Origin of the sequence: Bacillus cereus ATCC 14579, assembly GCF_000007825.1 — a bacterium.
GTDB classification, from domain to species: domain Bacteria; phylum Bacillota; class Bacilli; order Bacillales; family Bacillaceae_G; genus Bacillus_A; species Bacillus_A cereus.
Genome location: NC_004722.1, coordinates 1,349,173 through 1,367,581 on the forward strand (window position 1 = coordinate 1,349,173; position 18,409 = coordinate 1,367,581).

Genomic DNA, 18,409 nt, shown 5'->3' on the forward strand with positions numbered 1-18,409 from the left:
AAGGTGTGAAAAAATTACATATTATTTGTTATTAAGGAGGCACTACTTGTGGCTGATTGGTTAATTGGTTTAATCATGGGTGCTGTTGAAGGGTTAACAGAGTTTCTACCAGTATCATCAACAGGACATATGATTTTAACAGGACATTTAATTGGATTTGACGATGAGAGAGCGAAAGTTTTTGAAGTTGTTATCCAATTGGGATCGATTTTAGCAGTTGTTGTTATATTTTGGAAGCGTCTATGGTCGTTAGTTGGAATAGGTAAAGTAACAGACGGACCATCGTTAAATTTATTACATATTATTATCGGGATGATTCCTGCCGGGGTACTTGGCGTATTATTCCATAGCACTATTAAAGAGGGTTTATTTGGTCCAGGACCAGTTGTTATTAGCTTAGTAGCCGGTGGTATTTTAATGATTGTTGCTGAGAAGTTTTCGAAACCAAGTACAGCAAGAACGTTAGATGAAATCACATATAAACAGGCATTTACAATTGGAATGTTCCAATGTTTAGCTCTTTGGCCAGGATTTTCTCGTTCTGGTTCTACAATAAGTGGTGGTTTATTAGCTCGCGTGTCGCATACAGCGGCAGCTGAATATACGTTCATTTTAGCGGTACCGATGATGGTAGCTGCAAGTGGCTTAGATTTAATTAAAAGCTGGGATGTATTAAGCTCAGCAGATATAACGCTATTTGTAACAGGATTTGTAACTGCATTCGTTGTTGCGATGCTTGCAATTGTTTCATTCTTGAAATTATTATCTCGTGTAAAACTAACACCGTTCGCTTATTATCGTTTCATTTTAGCTGCGGTATTCTATTTCTTCATTATGTAATAAAAAAACCTGCCGAGCTCGGCAGGTTTTTATTTTACTACTTTTTCCATCATGTTTTCCATTACATGTTCCCAAAGAGAAGTATCATCAGCTAATGTAGCACGGAAATTAGCATACATTTCTTTTTGTTTTTCTTCGAAAGTTGGATCTTCTTTTTCAGGTAATGTAGCGCGCATTGAAGTTACTAATTCTTGTACTTTTGGAGCGCGTGGTCCCCAAACAGCTTGTTCATTTCCATCTTTATCAATGAAAATAAAGATTGGAATCGCACGTGCTGTTCCATTTGTTAAATATTGATCCATTAATTCTAAGTTTTCATCGCGAATTAATAAACTCATATCAATATTTGCAACTTCAGAAATTCGTTTCATAACAGGTACGCATAAAAGAGCATCGCCACACCAATCAGCAGTTAATACGATAACACGCCAGCCATCATTTTGACGTTCTTCTAATACAGGAAGTAATTCATTTGGAATTAAAAAATTATTGTAAATGTGTAGTAGCTCGTATTGGTTTACTTGCATTTCATTCACATATGTATCAAAGGACATACCTTTATCAGCCCATTGTTGTAAGTTCATAATTAACACCTCTTTAGTAAGATTTGCTTTCATTGTACCAATTTTTATATAGAAAAGCTTGTATTCTTACTCTTTCTTGTCACTTAATAATTTATTTAATAGAAAAAAGAATAGTACGACACATAATTCAGTTAAGTTGGACATTTGTACGCTTTCTATCCAATCATCAGCAGTATGAATGACGAACCAATCTAGTGTAATTTCAATGAATGAGAAAAGAGTGAGAGAAATCCAATTTGACATGTTTTGAGTCAATGGATATAGCAGCGCTTTGAAGAAACTGAAAATAAATAATGTAATACCATCTAAGAAAGTGATTAATAAAAAAAAGAGAAGTAAAGCAGTACGTGAACTATACGCTATACCTGTAATTTGAAAGATTCCTACATATACAAAAAATATAAATGTAAAAACTATAATGAGAAAAAGAGCAATAATACTAATGATAATTGTTTTATCTTTTAGGCTGAGATTTGAGAACCTATCCTCCTCATGCATTAAAATACCCCTTTTTCTTGGAAGTTGACTTCATTTTATCATGAAATACATATTAAAAAACTACGAATTATGGGAAAATAAGGTGACAAAAAGTAAGATTTCATGTAAAATTATTAATAAGGTTTTTATTTAACTAAATGAAATAAAAGGAGCTGTCAATGTTGTCTCAAAATCGAGAGCAATTAATGGAAGAACTATCGACAAATGTGTTTGCTATGTTTCGCACGTTGCGTAATGATATCGGAAAAATATTTGGTGGTTACATACCGTGGAATGAATTCATCGTCCTAAGAATATTAAATCGTACGAATAAAGAAATGGTATCGCGTGTAGCAAATGAATTAAATGTGTCGAATAGTCATATTACAGCTGTTACAGAAAAATTAATTAATAAGGGTTTTGTAACTCGTTCACGTTCTACATCAGATCGCCGAGTTGTGTATTTAGAGATTACAGAACAAGGGAAAGATTTAGTTGCGAAAATGGAAGATGCGAAAAAACAATATTTACAAGAAAGATTCTCTGCACTTTCAGAAGATGAAATGAATGTAATGATTTCAATTTCCAAAAAACTTATTTAAGTGATTATAAACAAGAAAACGCTTACGTGATAAAATAGAAGGTCTTCCTTATAGATGGGAGATCTTCTTTCGTGTGTAATAGATGTTAATAAATAAAATGTGTACGAAAAAAGATAGAGCGCCATACTACTAATACAAGGAAGGAGGGAGAAATATGACGAATCGTAACGGTAGTAAAGGGAGCGGTAGTCAAGGATCACCAAAGTCCGGCCAGTTTAATCAGGAATTTAGCACTGAATTTGAAACTGGTAATGATAATAAAGGGAAAGAATATCGTTCTAAAAAAGGGAGTAAATCAAAAAAGGAGTGAAATAATTCACTCCTTTTTTGATTTACGATGCTGCCGATTGATCCGTATTATATTTTTCTTCTGATTTTGCGACAATCATTGCGCAAATTGCATCACCAGAAATGTTTACAGCTGTTCTAGACATATCTAGAATACGGTCAATACCGATAATTAAAGCGATACCTTCTACTGGTAGATTTACTTGATTTAAAACCATTGTAAGCATTACAAGTCCAACACCAGGTACACCAGCAGTACCGATACTAGCTAGTACAGCAGTTAATACGACCATAGCTAATTGCGGTAATGTAAGTTCAACTCCGTATACTTGAGCGATAAATACAGTGGCTACTCCTTGCATAATGGCAGTACCATCCATATTAATAGTTGCCCCTAGTGGTTGTACAAATGAGCTTATCGCTTTTGGAACGCCAAGCTTATCTTGTGCTGTTTTCATTGCAAATGGAAGCGATGCATTAGAGCTAGATGTACTAAATCCAATTGCCATTACTGGTCCGAAATGTTTAAAGAAACGAACAATACTTTCTTTTGCTAATACCTTTAATAAGCCGCCATATACAAAGACCCCGTGAATAATGAGTACTAACATAACGACAATCATATACTTGAACATCGCAGCGACGCCTGCAAGCCCCATTTTACCAACGGATGAAGCGAGCAAACCGAATGTTCCAATTGGGGCTAATTTCATAACGAGATTAACAAGATACATCATTAATTCGTTGCCCTGTTCAAGTAATGAATGGATACCTTGAACTCGTTTTCCTAAAATAGCTATACCGAGTCCAATCAATACGGCAAAGGCAATGATTTGTAACATGTTTCCGTCAGCCATCGCTTTTGCTGGGTTATCTGGTACGATATTTAGCAATGTGTCGACGAAAGATGTTTCAGTTTTTGCACCTTCATACTTAAGACCTTCTGTTTTAAAATTACCGCCAGCTCCTGGTTTTATAATAAGTGCAAATGTAACCGCTATAGAGATGGCAACCGCAGTTGTTACGAGAAAGAATGAAATTGATTTTAAACCGATTCTTCCAAGTTGTTTCGGATCTCCAAGGCCGGCAGCACCAAGTACGATAGAAATGAACACAACAGGAACAACTAGCATTTTAATAAGTCGAATAAACAATTGACCAATTGGGTTGAACACATATTGATTTAGTGGCTCAAAGATAGATGGAGCAGCTAAATTTAGAGTGAGTCCAACAACTAGACCTAGAAATAATGCGATTAAGATTGCTTTTGTTTGTTTCAATAAAATCCCCCCTTTTGTTTTTGCGAAATTTCTTTCTAAAGTAATTATACCGAAAAAATACCTAATTTGACAATATTTTCTGAATTTTTCATTTTTGTTTAAGTGTAGATAGACCGATTTTGTGTTTGGAAAATAAAATAGACCATCACATAGGATGGTCAAGGGAAGGGGACAATTTATGTCAATTTAATTAGGGATGGAAGTTGCTTTAAGACACTGGGGAATGTCTTATAAATTAGGGAGGAACAACTTCGATACATATACTATAAAAGATAGGTGTGACTCTCATGTGAACATAGGGTGAAAGAGAGGGGGAGTTTTAAATAAAAGATAGAAAGACAAAAAAATAAGACCATCATATATAAGATGGTCAAGGAAGGGGACAATTTATGTCAATTTAATTAGGGATGGAAGCTGTTCAAAGACACTGGGGAATGTCTTATAAATTAGGGAGGAACAACTTCGATACATATACTATAAAAGGTAGATGTGACCTCTGTGTGAACATAGAGTGAAAGATATGGGGAGTTTTAAATAAAAGATAGAAAGACAAAAAAATAAGACCATCATATATAAGATGGTCAAGGAAGGGGACAATTTATGTCAATTTAATTAGGGATGGAAGCTGTTCAAAGACACTGGGGAATGTCTTATAAATTAGGGAGGAACAACTTCGATACATATACTATAAAAGGTGGATGTGACCTCTGTGTGAATATAGAGTGAAAGAGAGAGGGAGTTTTAAATAAAATGAAAATTTAATGAGTGTTTTTTGTTCATCCCCTGTTGATTATTAGCCTTAACCAATCGGACGTTTATTGCCCACAAATAGCGGAATAAAAGATAGAGAAAACAAAAAAATAAGACCATCATATATAAGATGGTCAAGGAAGGGGACAATTTATGTCAATTTAATTAGGGATGGAAGCTATTCAAAGACACTGGGGAATGTCTTATAAATTAGGGAGGAACAGCTTCGATACATATACTATAAAAGGTGGATGTGACCTCTATGTGAACATAGAGTGAAAGATATGGGGATTTGAAAAATAGTACATATGAAATTGTTATTGCTAGCAATATTGAGTTAGGATATAGAGTTTTCCGGCATAAAACGAAAAGGAATCTGAATATAAATAAAAGTTGTAATCTATGAAAAAAAGGATTATGCTCAACTATATTATGAGAATATAAGGTTTGTCCCAATTATTTAAGGGCTTTTAAAAAGCTTTTTATTGTATGAGGGGAAAGCTTCACTTTAATAAGGGAGTTAGTGATATGGACGTAACAAAAAAACAAGGGCTGTATAATCGTCTTATACGATTAAACCCACCACAAATATTAGCATTAGGCTTTTTCTGCTTAATTGTGGTTGGCGGTTTGTTATTAAAATTACCATTCGCAACGAAAGTACATATTAGTTGGGTAGATGCTTTCTTTACAGCAACGTCAGCAGCGACCGTAACTGGTTTGGGAGTAGTGGATACAGCAAGTACATTTACGATGTTTGGCGAAATTGTTATTATGTTTTTAATTCAAACAGGTGGTCTAGGTCTTATGACAATTGCCATTTTAATTGTTTGGGTACTAGGTAAAAAAATCGGATTACGCCATCGTTTATTAATTGGAGAAGCATTTAATCAAACAAATATAGGTGGTCTTGTAAAATTAGTAAAGCGTGTCTTTATATTTTCGATTTGTATTGAACTTATTGGGGTCATCTTTTTATCGTTTCGCTTTATTCCAGAGTTTGGTTTTGGAAAAGGTTTATATTATAGTATTTTTCATGTAATTGCATCTTATAATAATGCAGGATTTGCTTTATGGCCAGATAATTTAACAAGATATGTAGGGGATCCCATTATTAATATTGGGATTTGCTCTTTAATTGTAATTGGGGGACTCGGTTTTACCGTATTAATTGATATATGGTATAGCCGCAGTTTTCGAAAATTATCACTTCACTCAAAAATAATGATTATTGGAACAGTAGTGCTAAATGTTATAGCAATGATTGTAATTTTTGTATTGGAATATAATAATGTGAAGACGTTAGGGAATTTATCTTTAAATGAAAAACTATGGGCTTCCTTCTTTCAAGGTATTACTCCGCGGACAGCTGGATTTAATACGGTTGACTATGGAGGTATGGAAGAATCATCTATATTATTTACGATGATTTTAATGTTTATTGGTGCAGGAAGTGTATCGACAGGTGGAGGAATTAAATTAACGACGTTTGTTATCTTAATTACATCTGTCCTTTCTTTCTTTAGAAAAAAGGAGGAAATTGTTTTATTTCAGCGTACAATTAAAATGTCGACAGTAACGAGGGCCTTAGCGATTGCTGTTGCCAGTCAAATACTTATTTTAGCAGCGGTATTCATATTAATGCTTACAGAAAACTTCAGCTTTATTCAATTATTATTTGAGACAATATCAGCGTTTGGCACAGTCGGATTAACGATGGGAATTACTGCAAAGCTATCGGCATTCGGAAAATGTATTATTATGTTTGTTATGTTCTGCGGATTAATTGGACCATTAACACTTGTGTTCTCTTTAGCGCGACCAGCAAAACAAAAAATAAAATATCCATCGGAAGATGTGTTTACAGGATAAGGTATCCCGCGTTAAGCGAGATACCTTTTTCTTTTTTAGAACAGGGAGAACAATAGACCAATAAGTGCTACTCGGAATAAAATTGCGATAAGTGCAGCAATTCCACCGACAACTGCAGCGATACCGCCAGTTACAGTAGCTCCGCGATTATAAGCGTAAATACCGAGTAAAACAGAAACAAGACCAAATAGTGTTGGAAATGTAAATAGCGATAAGATAGATAGCGCAAGAGCGATAAAACCAGCAGTTGATCCAGCAGCGGACGATTTTACAACATCTTTATCGTCTTTATCATCGTAATCATAATCAATGCGTTGTGGTGCAACCTCAGCGGCGTACTCTTCTTTATAGTCACTATAATCACTATCTATTCTATCTTTTCTTTTATAATCATCAAATTTCTCAGTCAAAGTCATGACTCCTTTCATAACAAGGTTCAATAGTAGTATGTATCTCTTTTTCTTTTTTATCCCGCTATTTGTGGGAGTCGAGAAACGTGCACATCCCACTGATTAAAGTTTCACTATACCGGAGCATGTACAGGGAGTAGTATCTTTTAAAAGGAGGAAAATGTTTTCTTGAAATAGGAAAAGTTAGTATGACTTCCTCTATTTTGGAAAATATAAAAAGGAATAATGAGGAAAGGGTGCAATACATAATGGAACATCCAATTGAAAATTTAATGAAAACGGCAATGACAAATTTAAAAGAGATGGTAGATGTAAATACAATTGTTGGGAGCCCGGTTTCAACAGCTGACGGAAATGTAGTATTAACAGTATCTCAAGTGGCTTTTGGTTTTGGAGCTGGTGGAAGTGATTTTAAAGGGGATTTCATTACTGAAAAACATAACGGTGGGCAAAATCAGCATAAAGAGAACAAACAAGGGCATCCATTTGGAGGAGGAAGCGGGGCTGGGGTTTCCATTAGTCCAGTAGCTTTTTTAGTAGTTGGTTAAAAAGGGGTGCAAGTATTACATCTCAACAGCAGTACACATTTAATTGAAAAGGCTTTAAATACTGTACCAAGCACTGTAGATAAATTTGTGAATGGTCGTCAAAAGTGAACTTGCATTTTTTAGGAATTATGATATATTAGAAAAAGTGCGCTTTAGGATGATCGGAATAATTGAAATGTAAATATATATGATGTGTGGAATAAGGGAGAGGAATTTATGATTAATATCAAAAACTTAGTAGTTGGCTTATTCATGTTAGTAAGCGGCTTTGTTGTATATGTAATAAAAGAAAAAGCTCCATTCTAAAACAGACAAACCGTTAATGTCTGTTTTTAATTTGCGGAAAAAAGTTGACAAGTTATTGTATTGGTGTTAGAATTTTAATTCGTGTCTCGGTTACAGCTAGTGTAAAGTAAATATCTCTTATGAATGCAATACGAAAAGTTTGCGAAAGATCGGGTAATTTTATCAACAACTTTTGTGAACAAACCCTATAAATTGTATTTGTAAGCTATATATGTATACTAGTGAATCAAGGAGCGGTCAGTGGAACCGTAATGATGAGAGAGAGGTAGGGCTTTCATCCAGTATATGTTACTTTCCCGTTAGGTGAATATAAAAAAGAGGACTCCTTTTAAAAGGAGTCCTCTTTCATTTTTTAAGTGCGACTTTCAACTTGTTGACAAATTTCATCTGTTGTTAAACCGTGAGCTGTAATGACTGATCCTTTAATTGATGTATCTGCAATGCCCATCACATTAGAATCTTGCCCAGTTACAACGCAACAATCACACCCTTGTGCATCCTGTTCTGAGTTAAGTGTAACAACTTCATGACCTTGTTGCTGAAGAGCTTGTTGAACGTCTGTTAATGAGTTTTCAACGCCAATTCTAGCCATAATTCTCACCTCCCTACCATCTAATTGCTAGTATGCTCAAGTTCACTGCATATATTTATGAAAAGACGGTAGGAAGTAAATCTTTGTTTAGTCGTTATATACGCCAGTAAGCATTTGACTAACGAATTGATCGTTTAATAATGTATCTTGTGCTGAAGAAGTATTTGAATGGATGTCGATTGAAGCAATAAAATGATTATGTTCTTGCGTATTTGGTTCTACCTCTACGTAATTATCGAATTTACAAAAACCTTTCGTATCCATTAGATCAAATAATTGCAGCATTTCTACTACCTCTTGTCTCGTTCCTTTAATTTGTACACACGCCATATTTATTTCCTCCTTCATTTTGACAAATTGTTTTTTAAAAATAGGATTATGATTACGAAATGAAAAATATGAATGTTATTTTTAGACAGCGCTATTTTTGTTATTTTCCCCCTTTTTCAGCAAAAGTCGTTATATATTTCCGGATTTATAAAATCGGACGTCCGTTTATTGAATACAATAGATTCGTATCAATTGATGAAAATCCTTCTTTTAAACAAATATTTTTTTAGTGGAAATTGGCGAAAAAAATTTTTTGACTTTTTGTAAACGTTAACAATGTTGTTAAATCAGTATAAGTAAAGAAGTACGTATGATTAAAAATTATAAATTTTCTAAAAATTCACTTGATTTATTTAGAAAGGAGAGTAAACTAGGAAACAATAAAAAATTCATAGAACATAGGAGGCGCTTCTAGTGAATGAGCAATGGATTTTCTTAAATGGAGAATTTGTTCCAAAAGATGAGGCAAAAGTTTCAGTATATGATCATGGCTATTTATATGGCGATGGAGTGTTTGAAGGAATTAGAGTTTATAGCGGTAATGTTTTCCGTTTGAGAGAGCATCTTGTCCGGTTGTATGAATCAGCAAAATCAATCCTTTTAGAAATTCCATATTCATTAGATGAAGTAACAAATATTGTTGTTGAGACGATTCGACAAAATAAATTATCTAATGGATACATTCGCCTTGTTGTATCAAGAGGAGCAGGAAATCTTGGATTGGATCCCGATTCATGTAAGAAGCCGAATGTAGTAGTAATTGCAGAACAATTATCTTTATTCCCACAAGAATATTATGAGAAAGGGATTCCAGTTGTAACAGTTGCAACGCGCCGAAATCGTCCCGATGTTTTATCCCCTCAAGTAAAATCTTTAAATTACTTAAACAATATTTTAGTTCGTATTGAAGCGAAATTAGCTGGAGTACAAGAAGCGCTTATGTTAAATGATCAAGGATATGTAGCTGAAGGATCAGGAGATAACGTGTTTATTGTTAAAGGAAATAAATTAATTACACCACCAAGTTCTGCTGGAGCGTTAGAAGGTATTACACGAAACGCCATTTTAGAAATCGGCGAAAAACTTGGGTATGACGTAAGAGAAGAGTTATTTACAAGACATGATGTATATGTAGCTGATGAAGTGTTTTTAACAGGAACAGCTGCTGAAGTGATTGCTGTTACGACAGTAGATGGTAGAACGATTGGCTTAGGGCAAACAGGTCCACATACGAACCGTTTATTAGAAGAGTTTCGTAAGTTAGTTGTAGAAGATGGAGAGAAAATTTACGAAGAAAATAAAGTTGGATAACAACTTTTTTAACATAAGAAAGCGTTGATAGGGAGGAGTAGTTGATTGTGAAGCCTCACAGAGAGTCGGTGGTTGCTGAAAACCGATGGTTCACGTCGACGAACATCGCCCTTGAGTGCTAAGCTAAAGCATTTGTCTAGGCTTAGACGGTAGCTCCGTTATTAGCTAGATCCATTTATGGATCACTGAGGCAAGAGTATTCTTGCAAAGAAGGGTGGTACCGCGAAATCTTTCGTCCCTTCAGCACATAGCTGGAGTGTGGACGTAGGATTTTTTTATTGTATAAAAGGTTGAAAAAGGGGGCTTATAAGAACAATGTCTTCAAAAACGGAAGAGAAACTGGAAACTGGTGCACAGCTATTGTTAGAAGCGCTAGAAAAGGAAGGCGTAGAAGTGATTTTCGGTTATCCGGGTGGTGCCGTTTTACCTCTCTATGATGCATTGTATGATTGTGAAATTCCGCATATTTTAACAAGGCATGAGCAAGGGGCAATTCACGCTGCTGAAGGGTATGCCAGAATTACAGGGAATCCAGGGGTTGTAATTGCAACGAGTGGACCAGGTGCTACAAATGTAATTACGGGTCTAGCTGATGCGATGATTGATTCATTGCCACTTGTAGTATTTACAGGCCAAGTAGCAACAACGTTAATTGGGAGCGATGCTTTTCAAGAGGCAGATATTATGGGAACTTACGATGCCAGTGACAAAACATAACTATCAAGTGCGAAAGGCCTCAGATTTACCTCGAATTATTAAAGAAGCATTTCATATTGCTAAAACAGGAAGACCAGGACCAGTCGTTATTGACCTTCCGAAAGATATGGTAGTCGAGAAAGGTGAGCGATGTAGCAATGTACAAATGGATTTACCAGGATATAACCCTAATTATGAACCGAATCTACTTCAAATAAACAAATTACTCAAAGTAATTGAAACCGCAAAAAAACCGTTAATTTTAGCTGGAGCGGGTATATTGCATGCGAAAGCTTCGAAAGAATTGACAAGTTTTGCTCGTAAATATGAAATCCCTGTTGTGCATACATTACTTGGACTTGGTGGTTTTCCACCAGATGATGAACTATTTCTAGGGATGGGGGGAATGCACGGTTCTTATACAGCCAATATGGCATTATATGAATGCGACTTACTCATTAATATAGGCGCGAGATTTGATGATCGTCTTACTGGAAATTTAGCTTTTTTTGCTAAAGGGGCGACTGTTGCACATATCGATATTGATCCAGCAGAAATCGGGAAAAATGTGCCAACAGAGATTCCTATTGTTGCAAGTGCTAAGCAGGCGTTAGAAGTATTGCTTCAATCAGAAGGAAAGAAAGAAAATCATCATGAATGGCTCTTTTTATTAAAGAATAGAAAAGAAAAATATCCATTCTCTTATAAAAGAAATTCTGAAAGTATTAAACCTCAATATGCGATTGATATGCTATATGAAATTACGAAGGGAGAAGCGATTGTAACAACAGACGTTGGGCAACACCAAATGTGGGCAGCGCAATATTATCCTCTGAAAAATCCAGATAAATGGGTAACTTCTGGTGGATTAGGAACGATGGGGTTCGGATTTCCAGCAGCAATCGGTGCGCAAATTGCAAAGCCTGAAGAATTAGTTATTGCAATTGTTGGTGATGCTGGGTTTCAAATGACTCTGCAAGAATTAAGTGTATTAAAAGAACACGCTTTACCCGTTAAAGTATTTATTTTAAATAATGAAGCTTTAGGAATGGTAAGACAATGGCAAGATGAATTTTACAATCAAAGATATTCACATTCTTTATTACCATGCCAACCAGATTTCGTCGCTCTTGCAAATGCATATGGCATAAAAGGTGTTCGTATTGACGATCCACTTCTTGCAAAGAAGCAAATCCAGCATGCGATCGAATTACAAGAGCCAGTTGTAATTGATTGTCGTGTACTTCAATCAGAGAAGGTTATGCCGATGGTTGCGCCAGGAAAAGGTGTTCACCAAATGGAGGGAGTGGAAAAAGGGTGAAGAGAATTGTTACAGCGACAGTTCGAAATCAAAGTGGTGTGTTAAACCGAATTACAGGGGTTATGACACGAAGACATTTTAATATTGAAAGTATTTCAGTAGGTCATACAGAATCATCAGATATATCGCGAATGACGATTGTTGTACACGTTGAAAGTGAACAGCAAGTGGAGCAGTTAATTAAACAACTGCATAAGCAAATTGATGTTCTGAAAGTATCAGATATTACAGAAGAAGCGATGATTGCTAGAGAGCTTGCTCTTATTAAAGTAGCAACTTCTGTAGCGAGGGCAGAATTATATAGTTTAATTGAACCGTTTCGAGCCGCTGTAATAGATGTTGGGAAGGATTCCATAGTTGTGCAAGTAACAGGTACGCAAGATAAAGTAGAAGCGTTAATTGAATTACTTCGTCCATACGGTTTGAAAGAAATTGCTAGAACAGGTGTAACAGCATTTACACGTAGTATGAAAAAACAAGATAAGCAAGTTATGTTAATTCAATAATCATTTAAATATAGGGGGAAATGAAAATGGCAAAAGTTTATTATGAGAAAGATGTAACAGTAAATGTATTAAAGGAAAAGAAAGTAGCAATCATCGGATATGGCTCGCAAGGTCATGCGCATGCGCAAAATTTACGCGATAACGGATTTGATGTAGTAGTAGGTTTAAGAAAAGGTAAGTCTTGGGATAAAGCGAATGAAGATGGGTTTTCTGTATATACAGTAGCAGAAGCTGCGGAAAAAGCTGATGTAGTAATGATTCTATTGCCTGATGAATTACAACCAGAAGTATATGAAGCTGAAATTGCACCAAATTTACAGGCTGGAAACTCTCTCGTGTTCGCACATGGATTTAATGTTCACTTTGATCAAGTAAAACCACCAGCTAATGTAGATGTATTTCTAGTAGCGCCAAAAGGACCAGGGCATCTCGTACGCCGTACGTTCGCCGAGGGCGGGGCTGTTCCTGCATTATTTGCAGTATATCAAGATGCAACAGGAGTTGCGACTGAAAAAGCACTTTCTTATGCTGACGGAATTGGAGCAACGAGAGCTGGTGTACTAGAAACGACGTTTAAAGAAGAAACAGAAACAGATTTGTTTGGAGAGCAAGCTGTACTTTGCGGCGGAGTGACTGCACTTGTAAAAGCAGGGTTTGAAACGTTAGTTGATGCGGGATATCAGCCTGAACTTGCATATTTTGAATGTTTACATGAATTGAAGCTAATCGTTGACCTTATGTACGAAGGTGGACTTGAAAATATGAGATATTCAGTTTCAGATACAGCGCAGTGGGGAGATTTCGTATCAGGACCACGCGTTGTGACTGAAGATACGAAGAAAGCGATGGGGGCAGTATTAGCAGAAATTCAAGATGGTACATTTGCAAGAGGGTGGATTGCAGAACATAAAGCAGGAAGACCAAATTTCCATGCGACAAATGAGAAAGAGAATAAACATGAAATCGAAGTAGTTGGACGTAAATTACGTGAAATGATGCCTTTCGTACAGCCGCGAGTAAAGGTAGGGGTTAAATAATATGAAGCAGGTTTTGTTCATGGATACAACGCTTCGTGATGGCGAACAATCACCAGGAGTAAATTTAAATGAACAAGAGAAATTACAAATTGCTAGGCAATTAGAGAGGCTTGGTATTCATGTAATGGAAGCTGGATTCGCGGCAGCTTCCGAAGGCGACTTCCAATCGGTAAAACGTATTGCGAATACAATTCAAAATGCTACGGTTATGAGTTTAGCTAGAGCGAAAGAAAGTGACATTCGAAGAGCATATGAAGCTGTGAAAGGCGCTGTATCTCCTCGTCTACACGTATTTCTAGCTACGAGTGATATTCATATGAAATATAAACTTTGTATGTCAAAAGAAGATGTGTTAAATAGTATTCATCGCTCGGTTACGCTCGGAAAATCATTATTTCCGACAGTACAATTTTCTGCAGAAGATGCGACAAGAACATCGAGAGCATTTTTAGCTGAAGCAGTAGAAATTGCGATTCGAGCAGGAGCGAATGTAATTAATATTCCGGATACAGTTGGATATACAAATCCGGAAGAGTATTATTCTCTTTTTGAATACTTACAAGAATCCGTTCCATCATATGAAAAAGCGATTTTTTCTTGTCATTGTCACGATGATCTTGGTATGGCAGTAGCAAATTCGTTAGCTGCGGTTGAAGGGGGAGCATTGCAAGTAGAAGGAACGATTAATGGCATTGGAGAAAGAGCAGGGAATGCAGCGTTAGAAGAAGTTGCGGTAGCTCTTCATATTAGAAAAGATTTTTATAAAGCAGAGCCTTCGATGACTTTAAAAGAAATTAAGGCGACGAGTATATTAGTAAGCAGGTTAACGGGTATGGTTGTACCGAAAAATAAAGCAATCGTTGGAGCGAATGCATTTGCTCATGAATCGGGCATCCACCAAGACGGGGTTTTAAAAGAAGTAACAACTTATGAAATTATCGAACCAGCGCTTATAGGAGAATCCCAAAATCTCTTTGTACTTGGGAAACACTCTGGCCGTCATGCGTTTACGGAAAAAATGAAAGAGCTTGGTTATGAATTTACAAATGAAGAGCGAGATGCGGCATTCGAAGCATTTAAAAAATTGGCTGATCGTAAAAAGGAAATTACTGAAGAAGATTTACGCGCACTTATGCTTGGTGAAGCAGCATTTGCAGCTCAGCAATATAACATTACGCAATTACAAGTGCATTTCGTATCAAATAGTACACAATGCGCAACAGTTGTGTTGAAGGATGAGGAAGGAAATGTATATGAAGATGCAGCCACTGGTTCTGGTAGTATTGAAGCGATATACAATGCGATTCAAAGAATTTTAGGATTAGAATGTGAATTGGCAGATTATCGCATACAATCTATTACACAAGGTCAAGATGCACTTGCTCACGTTCATGTTGAATTAAAAGAAGGTAGTCACCAAATATCAGGTTTCGGAGTTGCGCAAGACGTATTGGAAGCGTCGGCGAGAGCTTATGTCCATGCAGCAGGGAAATTAAAATCTCTTATAGCGCTTGTGAAATAAATAATTGATAGGTGAGAGAAGCTTTCCTCACCTATCAAATTAAAGTTCTGAAAATTCTGTTAAAAGGAGTGTTAAAAATGGAAAAACGTATCGTTTGTTTAGCTGGTGATGGTGTCGGTCCAGAAGTAATGGAGAGTGCGAAGGAAGTATTGCATATGGTAGAAAGGCTATATGGACATCATTTTCATTTGCAAGATGAGTACTTTGGTGGTGTTGCTATCGATTTAACTGGGCAACCATTACCACAGCGAACACTTGCCGCCTGTTTAGCGAGTGATGCGGTTTTACTTGGAGCAGTAGGTGGACCAAGGTGGGATAGTGCGAAAGAAAGGCCTGAGAAAGGATTATTAGCATTAAGAAAAGGACTCGGTGTATTTGCGAATGTTCGCCCTGTAACGGTAGAAAGTGCAACTGCACATTTATCACCATTAAAAAACGCTGATGAAATTGATTTCGTTGTCGTTCGTGAATTAACAGGCGGAATTTATTTTTCTTATCCGAAAGAGCGAACGGAAGAAGTGGCGACAGATACACTTACGTATCATCGCCATGAAATTGAACGTATCGTTTCGTATGCTTTTCAATTAGCAAATAAGCGGAAGAAAAAAGTAACATCTATTGATAAAGCGAATGTTTTAGAGTCTAGTAAATTATGGAGAACTGTGACAGAAGAAGTAGCACTTCGCTACCCAAATGTGGAAGTAGAACACATTTTAGTAGATGCAGCAGCTATGGAATTAATTCGGAATCCAGGAAGATTTGACGTTATTGTAACGGAAAATTTATTTGGTGATATTTTAAGTGATGAGGCTTCAGTATTAGCTGGATCATTAGGAATGCTTCCATCAGCAAGTCACGCTGAAAAGGGACCTTCATTATACGAGCCTATTCACGGATCAGCACCGGATATTGCGGGGAAAAATAAGGCGAATCCAATTGCGATGATGCGTTCTGTTGCAATGATGCTTGGGCAATCGTTCGGATTAACGAGAGAAGGATATGCAATTGAAGAAGCAGTTTCTGCAGTCCTTAAATCAGGGAAATGTACAGCAGATATCGGGGGGACTGAAACGACAACTTCATTTACAAAGGCAGTTATTCAAGAAATGGAAGAGCAAGCGTTAGTAGGGAGAGGGAGATAATGGGAAAAAGGTTACTAGATAAGCTTTGGGAAAGACATGTAGTTGCGACTAATGAAAATGGATTGGATTTATTATATATCGATCTACATCTTGTTCATGAAGTAACGTCACCGCAAGCCTTTGAAGGCTTGCGGCTTACAAATCGAACAGTCCGCAGACCAGATTTAACATTTGCAACGATGGATCATAATATTCCAACGAAAGATGTTTGGAATATTACCGACCGCATTGCGAAGCAGCAACTAGATACACTTCGGCAAAACTGTAAACAATTTCAGGTGCCATTAGCGGATATCGGAGATGAAGAGCAAGGGATCGTTCATGTAATAGGACCAGAACTTGGACTCACACAGCCAGGAAAAACGATTGTTTGTGGTGATAGTCATACAGCAACACACGGTGCTTTTGGCGCACTAGCGTTTGGTATTGGTACGAGTGAAGTGGAACATGTATTGGCAACGCAAACGTTATGGCAACGAAAGCCGAAAGCGATGGGCATTGAGTTAAAAGGGAAGTTACCGCAAGGTGTCTATGCGAAAGATATTATTTTACACCTTCTTTCAAAGTACGGAGTAGCAGTTGGAACAGGTTACGTAATGGAATTTTATGGAGAGGCCATTCATGCTATGGATATGGAAGAGAGGATGACGCTTTGCAATATGGCAATTGAAGGGGGAGCAAAGGCTGGCATTATTGCACCAGATGAAAAAACGTTTGCTTACGTAAAAGGGCGTAAATATGCACCGAAAGACTATGAATCTATTAAGAAAAAATGGTCAGAACTTTATACAGATTTAGATGCAGTTTATGATTTACATATTCTAGTAGATGTTACGGATTTAGCGCCGTACGTTACGTGGGGAACAAATCCTAGTATGGGTGTTCGGATCGATGAGAAATTGCCAGAAAAGCATGATGCAAATGATGAAAGAGCGTTTTCTTATATGGGATTGAGTCCCGGACAAAGTACGTATGACATTCCAGTTCAACATGTTTTCATTGGATCTTGTACAAATTCCAGGCTTTCTGACTTAGAAATTGCTGCATCTGTCGTGAAAGGTAAAAAAGTAAAAGAAGGTGTGCGAGCACTTGTTGTACCTGGATCTCAAAGGGTAAGAGAAGCAGCGATGCATAAAGGATTACATCGCATATTTGAAGAAGCTGGATTTGAATGGAGAGAGCCCGGATGCTCAATGTGTCTAGGTATGAATCCAGATCAAGTGCCTGAAGGAGAACATTGTGCCTCTACGTCCAATCGCAATTTTGAAGGAAGACAAGGAAAGGGAGCACGAACGCATTTAGTTAGCCCGGCAATGGCGGCAGCGGCTGCGTTATATGGTCATTTTGTTGATATTAGAAAGGAGAGTTATGATGGAGCCATTTCGTATTCATAAAGGTACTGCCGCAGTACTGATGAATGATAACATTGATACAGATCAAATTATTCCGAAGCAATATTTAAAGAGAATTGAAAGAACTGGGTTTGGGAAGTTTTTATTTGATGAGTGGCGATATGATAATAATCGCCAAGAAAACCCTAATTTCCCGCTTAATGCACAAGAAAGAAAAGGAGCCAGCATATTAATTACAGGTGATAATTTTGGATGTGGCTCGTCAAGAGAACATGCTCCATGGGCACTTGCTGATTATGGTTTCCGCGTTATTATCGCTGGAGGATTTGCCGATATCTTTTATATGAATTGTATGAAGAATGGCATGTTACCGATTGTAATGGATAAAGATATGCGTGAACAACTTGCTAAAACAGATGCGAGGGAACAAATTACAGTTGATTTAGAAAATGAAATAATGACAACGAATACGCATAGATTCCATTTTACGATCGAGAAAATGTGGAAAGAGAAGTTATTAAATGGTTTAGATGAAATTAGTATTACAATGCAATATGAACAAGAAATAAAAGAGTATGAAAGAAAAGTGGCTTTACATTAAAAAAAATGACGGAATATTAAAAATGTATTTACATTCAAAATT

18 protein-coding genes, 2 pseudogenes and 1 other annotated feature are annotated in these 18,409 nt (G+C 36.7%); of the genes and pseudogenes, 14 read left to right on the forward strand and 6 right to left on the reverse strand.

Features of this window, described 5'->3' with window-relative positions; genetic code table 11:
• The first annotated feature begins 48 nt into the window (after positions 1–48).
• Complete coding sequence (uppP, locus tag BC_RS06870; protein WP_000796255.1) at positions 49–840, forward strand: bacitracin resistance undecaprenyl-diphosphatase; 792 nt, start codon at positions 49–51, stop codon at positions 838–840.
• Between the two features lie 29 nt (positions 841–869).
• Here uppP and BC_RS06875 read toward each other — a convergent pair whose 3' ends face one another.
• Together BC_RS06875 and BC_RS06880 are read right to left on the reverse strand one after the other, a co-directional pair.
• Entirely contained in the window at positions 870–1,457 is a 588-nt protein-coding gene (locus tag BC_RS06875; RefSeq protein ID WP_002023667.1) for a thioredoxin family protein, read from the reverse strand.
• A gap of 33 nt (positions 1,458–1,490) precedes the next feature.
• The gene (locus tag BC_RS06880; protein ID WP_000544069.1) at positions 1,491–1,922 is read right to left on the reverse strand and encodes a regulatory YrvL family protein; all 432 of its coding nucleotides are present in this window, start codon (positions 1,920–1,922) and stop codon (positions 1,491–1,493) included.
• Positions 1,923–2,083: 161 nt separating this feature from the next.
• Between BC_RS06880 and BC_RS06885 the strand changes: the two genes are divergently transcribed.
• Together BC_RS06885 and BC_RS06890 are read left to right on the forward strand one after the other, a co-directional pair.
• Positions 2,084–2,503, forward strand: coding sequence for a MarR family winged helix-turn-helix transcriptional regulator (locus BC_RS06885; RefSeq protein ID WP_000081432.1), 420 nt, complete (start codon positions 2,084–2,086; stop codon positions 2,501–2,503).
• Positions 2,504–2,657: 154 nt separating this feature from the next.
• Complete coding sequence (locus BC_RS06890; protein WP_000184935.1) at positions 2,658–2,813, forward strand: hypothetical protein; 156 nt, start codon at positions 2,658–2,660, stop codon at positions 2,811–2,813.
• A 22-nt stretch (positions 2,814–2,835) separates the two neighbouring features.
• On the opposite strand, the gene BC_RS06895 is transcribed toward BC_RS06890, so the two are convergent.
• Complete coding sequence (locus BC_RS06895) at positions 2,836–4,071, reverse strand: dicarboxylate/amino acid:cation symporter (RefSeq protein ID WP_000814809.1); 1,236 nt, start codon at positions 4,069–4,071, stop codon at positions 2,836–2,838.
• 1,278 nt (positions 4,072–5,349) lie between these two features.
• Here BC_RS06895 and BC_RS06900 point away from each other — a divergent pair.
• The gene (locus BC_RS06900; RefSeq protein WP_000383526.1) at positions 5,350–6,693 is read left to right on the forward strand and encodes a TrkH family potassium uptake protein; all 1,344 of its coding nucleotides are present in this window, start codon (positions 5,350–5,352) and stop codon (positions 6,691–6,693) included.
• A gap of 35 nt (positions 6,694–6,728) precedes the next feature.
• Here the strand turns inward: BC_RS06900 and BC_RS06905 are convergent, their stop codons facing one another.
• The gene (locus tag BC_RS06905; protein ID WP_000136541.1) at positions 6,729–7,103 is read right to left on the reverse strand and encodes a hypothetical protein; all 375 of its coding nucleotides are present in this window, start codon (positions 7,101–7,103) and stop codon (positions 6,729–6,731) included.
• Between the two features lie 188 nt (positions 7,104–7,291).
• Between BC_RS06905 and ytfJ the strand changes: the two are divergent.
• A pseudogene (ytfJ, locus tag BC_RS06910) lies at positions 7,292–7,759 on the forward strand (GerW family sporulation protein).
• Positions 7,760–7,867: 108 nt separating this feature from the next.
• Entirely contained in the window at positions 7,868–7,957 is a 90-nt protein-coding gene (locus BC_RS06915) for a hypothetical protein (protein WP_000608227.1), read from the forward strand.
• Between the two features lie 352 nt (positions 7,958–8,309).
• On the opposite strand, the gene BC_RS06920 is transcribed toward BC_RS06915, so the two are convergent.
• A complete protein-coding gene (locus BC_RS06920; protein ID WP_000101022.1) occupies positions 8,310–8,549 on the reverse strand; it encodes a YkuS family protein in 240 nt (79 codons plus the stop codon).
• A gap of 87 nt (positions 8,550–8,636) precedes the next feature.
• Positions 8,637–8,879, reverse strand: a complete 243-nt coding sequence (locus BC_RS06925; RefSeq protein ID WP_000752513.1) for a DUF3911 family protein — start codon at positions 8,877–8,879, stop codon at positions 8,637–8,639.
• A 414-nt stretch (positions 8,880–9,293) separates the two neighbouring features.
• Between BC_RS06925 and ilvE the strand changes: the two genes are divergently transcribed.
• The 8 genes and pseudogenes from ilvE (at position 9,294) to leuD (ending at position 18,367) form a co-directional block, all read left to right on the forward strand.
• Positions 9,294–10,190, forward strand: coding sequence for a branched-chain-amino-acid transaminase (gene ilvE, locus BC_RS06930; RefSeq protein ID WP_001005486.1), 897 nt, complete (start codon positions 9,294–9,296; stop codon positions 10,188–10,190).
• A gap of 15 nt (positions 10,191–10,205) precedes the next feature.
• Positions 10,206–10,433: a binding site (T-box leader), on the forward strand.
• A 72-nt stretch (positions 10,434–10,505) separates the two neighbouring features.
• Positions 10,506–12,207, forward strand: a pseudogene (ilvB, locus tag BC_RS06935) (acetolactate synthase large subunit).
• Positions 12,204–12,713 carry an acetolactate synthase small subunit gene (gene ilvN / locus BC_RS06940; RefSeq protein WP_000822952.1) on the forward strand — a complete coding sequence of 170 codons (510 nt, stop codon included), beginning with the start codon at positions 12,204–12,206 and terminating at the stop codon, positions 12,711–12,713. The pseudogene ilvB and the gene ilvN overlap by 4 nt, the downstream one beginning before the upstream one ends.
• A gap of 26 nt (positions 12,714–12,739) precedes the next feature.
• A complete protein-coding gene (gene ilvC, locus BC_RS06945; RefSeq protein ID WP_001151741.1) occupies positions 12,740–13,750 on the forward strand; it encodes a ketol-acid reductoisomerase in 1,011 nt (336 codons plus the stop codon).
• 1 nt (position 13,751) lies between these two features.
• Positions 13,752–15,272 carry a 2-isopropylmalate synthase gene (gene leuA / locus BC_RS06950; RefSeq protein ID WP_000815750.1) on the forward strand — a complete coding sequence of 507 codons (1,521 nt, stop codon included), beginning with the start codon at positions 13,752–13,754 and terminating at the stop codon, positions 15,270–15,272.
• A gap of 77 nt (positions 15,273–15,349) precedes the next feature.
• Positions 15,350–16,414, forward strand: coding sequence for a 3-isopropylmalate dehydrogenase (gene leuB / locus BC_RS06955; protein ID WP_000415384.1), 1,065 nt, complete (start codon positions 15,350–15,352; stop codon positions 16,412–16,414).
• On the forward strand, positions 16,414–17,808 hold the full coding sequence (gene leuC, locus BC_RS06960) for a 3-isopropylmalate dehydratase large subunit (RefSeq protein WP_000518111.1): 1,395 nt from the start codon (positions 16,414–16,416) through the stop codon (positions 17,806–17,808). The genes leuB and leuC overlap by 1 nt, the downstream gene beginning before the upstream one ends.
• Positions 17,786–18,367 carry a 3-isopropylmalate dehydratase small subunit gene (gene leuD, locus BC_RS06965; protein ID WP_000433189.1) on the forward strand — a complete coding sequence of 194 codons (582 nt, stop codon included), beginning with the start codon at positions 17,786–17,788 and terminating at the stop codon, positions 18,365–18,367. Before leuC ends, leuD begins: the two co-directional genes overlap by 23 nt.
• Positions 18,368–18,409: the final 42 nt, after the last annotated feature.

Coding starts and splice junctions, on each gene's coding strand:
- BC_RS06875 (WP_002023667.1), bottom strand. CDS start 1,457: ATGAAAGCAAATCTTACTAAAGAGGTGTTAATTATGAACTTACAACAA.
- BC_RS06880 (WP_000544069.1), bottom strand. CDS start 1,922: ATGCATGAGGAGGATAGGTTCTCAAATCTCAGCCTAAAAGATAAAACA.
- BC_RS06890 (WP_000184935.1), top strand. CDS start 2,658: ATGACGAATCGTAACGGTAGTAAAGGGAGCGGTAGTCAAGGATCACCA.
- BC_RS06900 (WP_000383526.1), top strand. CDS start 5,350: ATGGACGTAACAAAAAAACAAGGGCTGTATAATCGTCTTATACGATTA.
- BC_RS06915 (WP_000608227.1), top strand. CDS start 7,868: ATGATTAATATCAAAAACTTAGTAGTTGGCTTATTCATGTTAGTAAGC.
- BC_RS06920 (WP_000101022.1), bottom strand. CDS start 8,549: ATGGCTAGAATTGGCGTTGAAAACTCATTAACAGACGTTCAACAAGCT.
- BC_RS06925 (WP_000752513.1), bottom strand. CDS start 8,879: ATGGCGTGTGTACAAATTAAAGGAACGAGACAAGAGGTAGTAGAAATG.
- ilvC (WP_001151741.1), top strand. CDS start 12,740: ATGGCAAAAGTTTATTATGAGAAAGATGTAACAGTAAATGTATTAAAG.
- leuA (WP_000815750.1), top strand. CDS start 13,752: ATGAAGCAGGTTTTGTTCATGGATACAACGCTTCGTGATGGCGAACAA.
- leuB (WP_000415384.1), top strand. CDS start 15,350: ATGGAAAAACGTATCGTTTGTTTAGCTGGTGATGGTGTCGGTCCAGAA.
- leuC (WP_000518111.1), top strand. CDS start 16,414: ATGGGAAAAAGGTTACTAGATAAGCTTTGGGAAAGACATGTAGTTGCG.
- leuD (WP_000433189.1), top strand. CDS start 17,786: ATGGAGCCATTTCGTATTCATAAAGGTACTGCCGCAGTACTGATGAAT.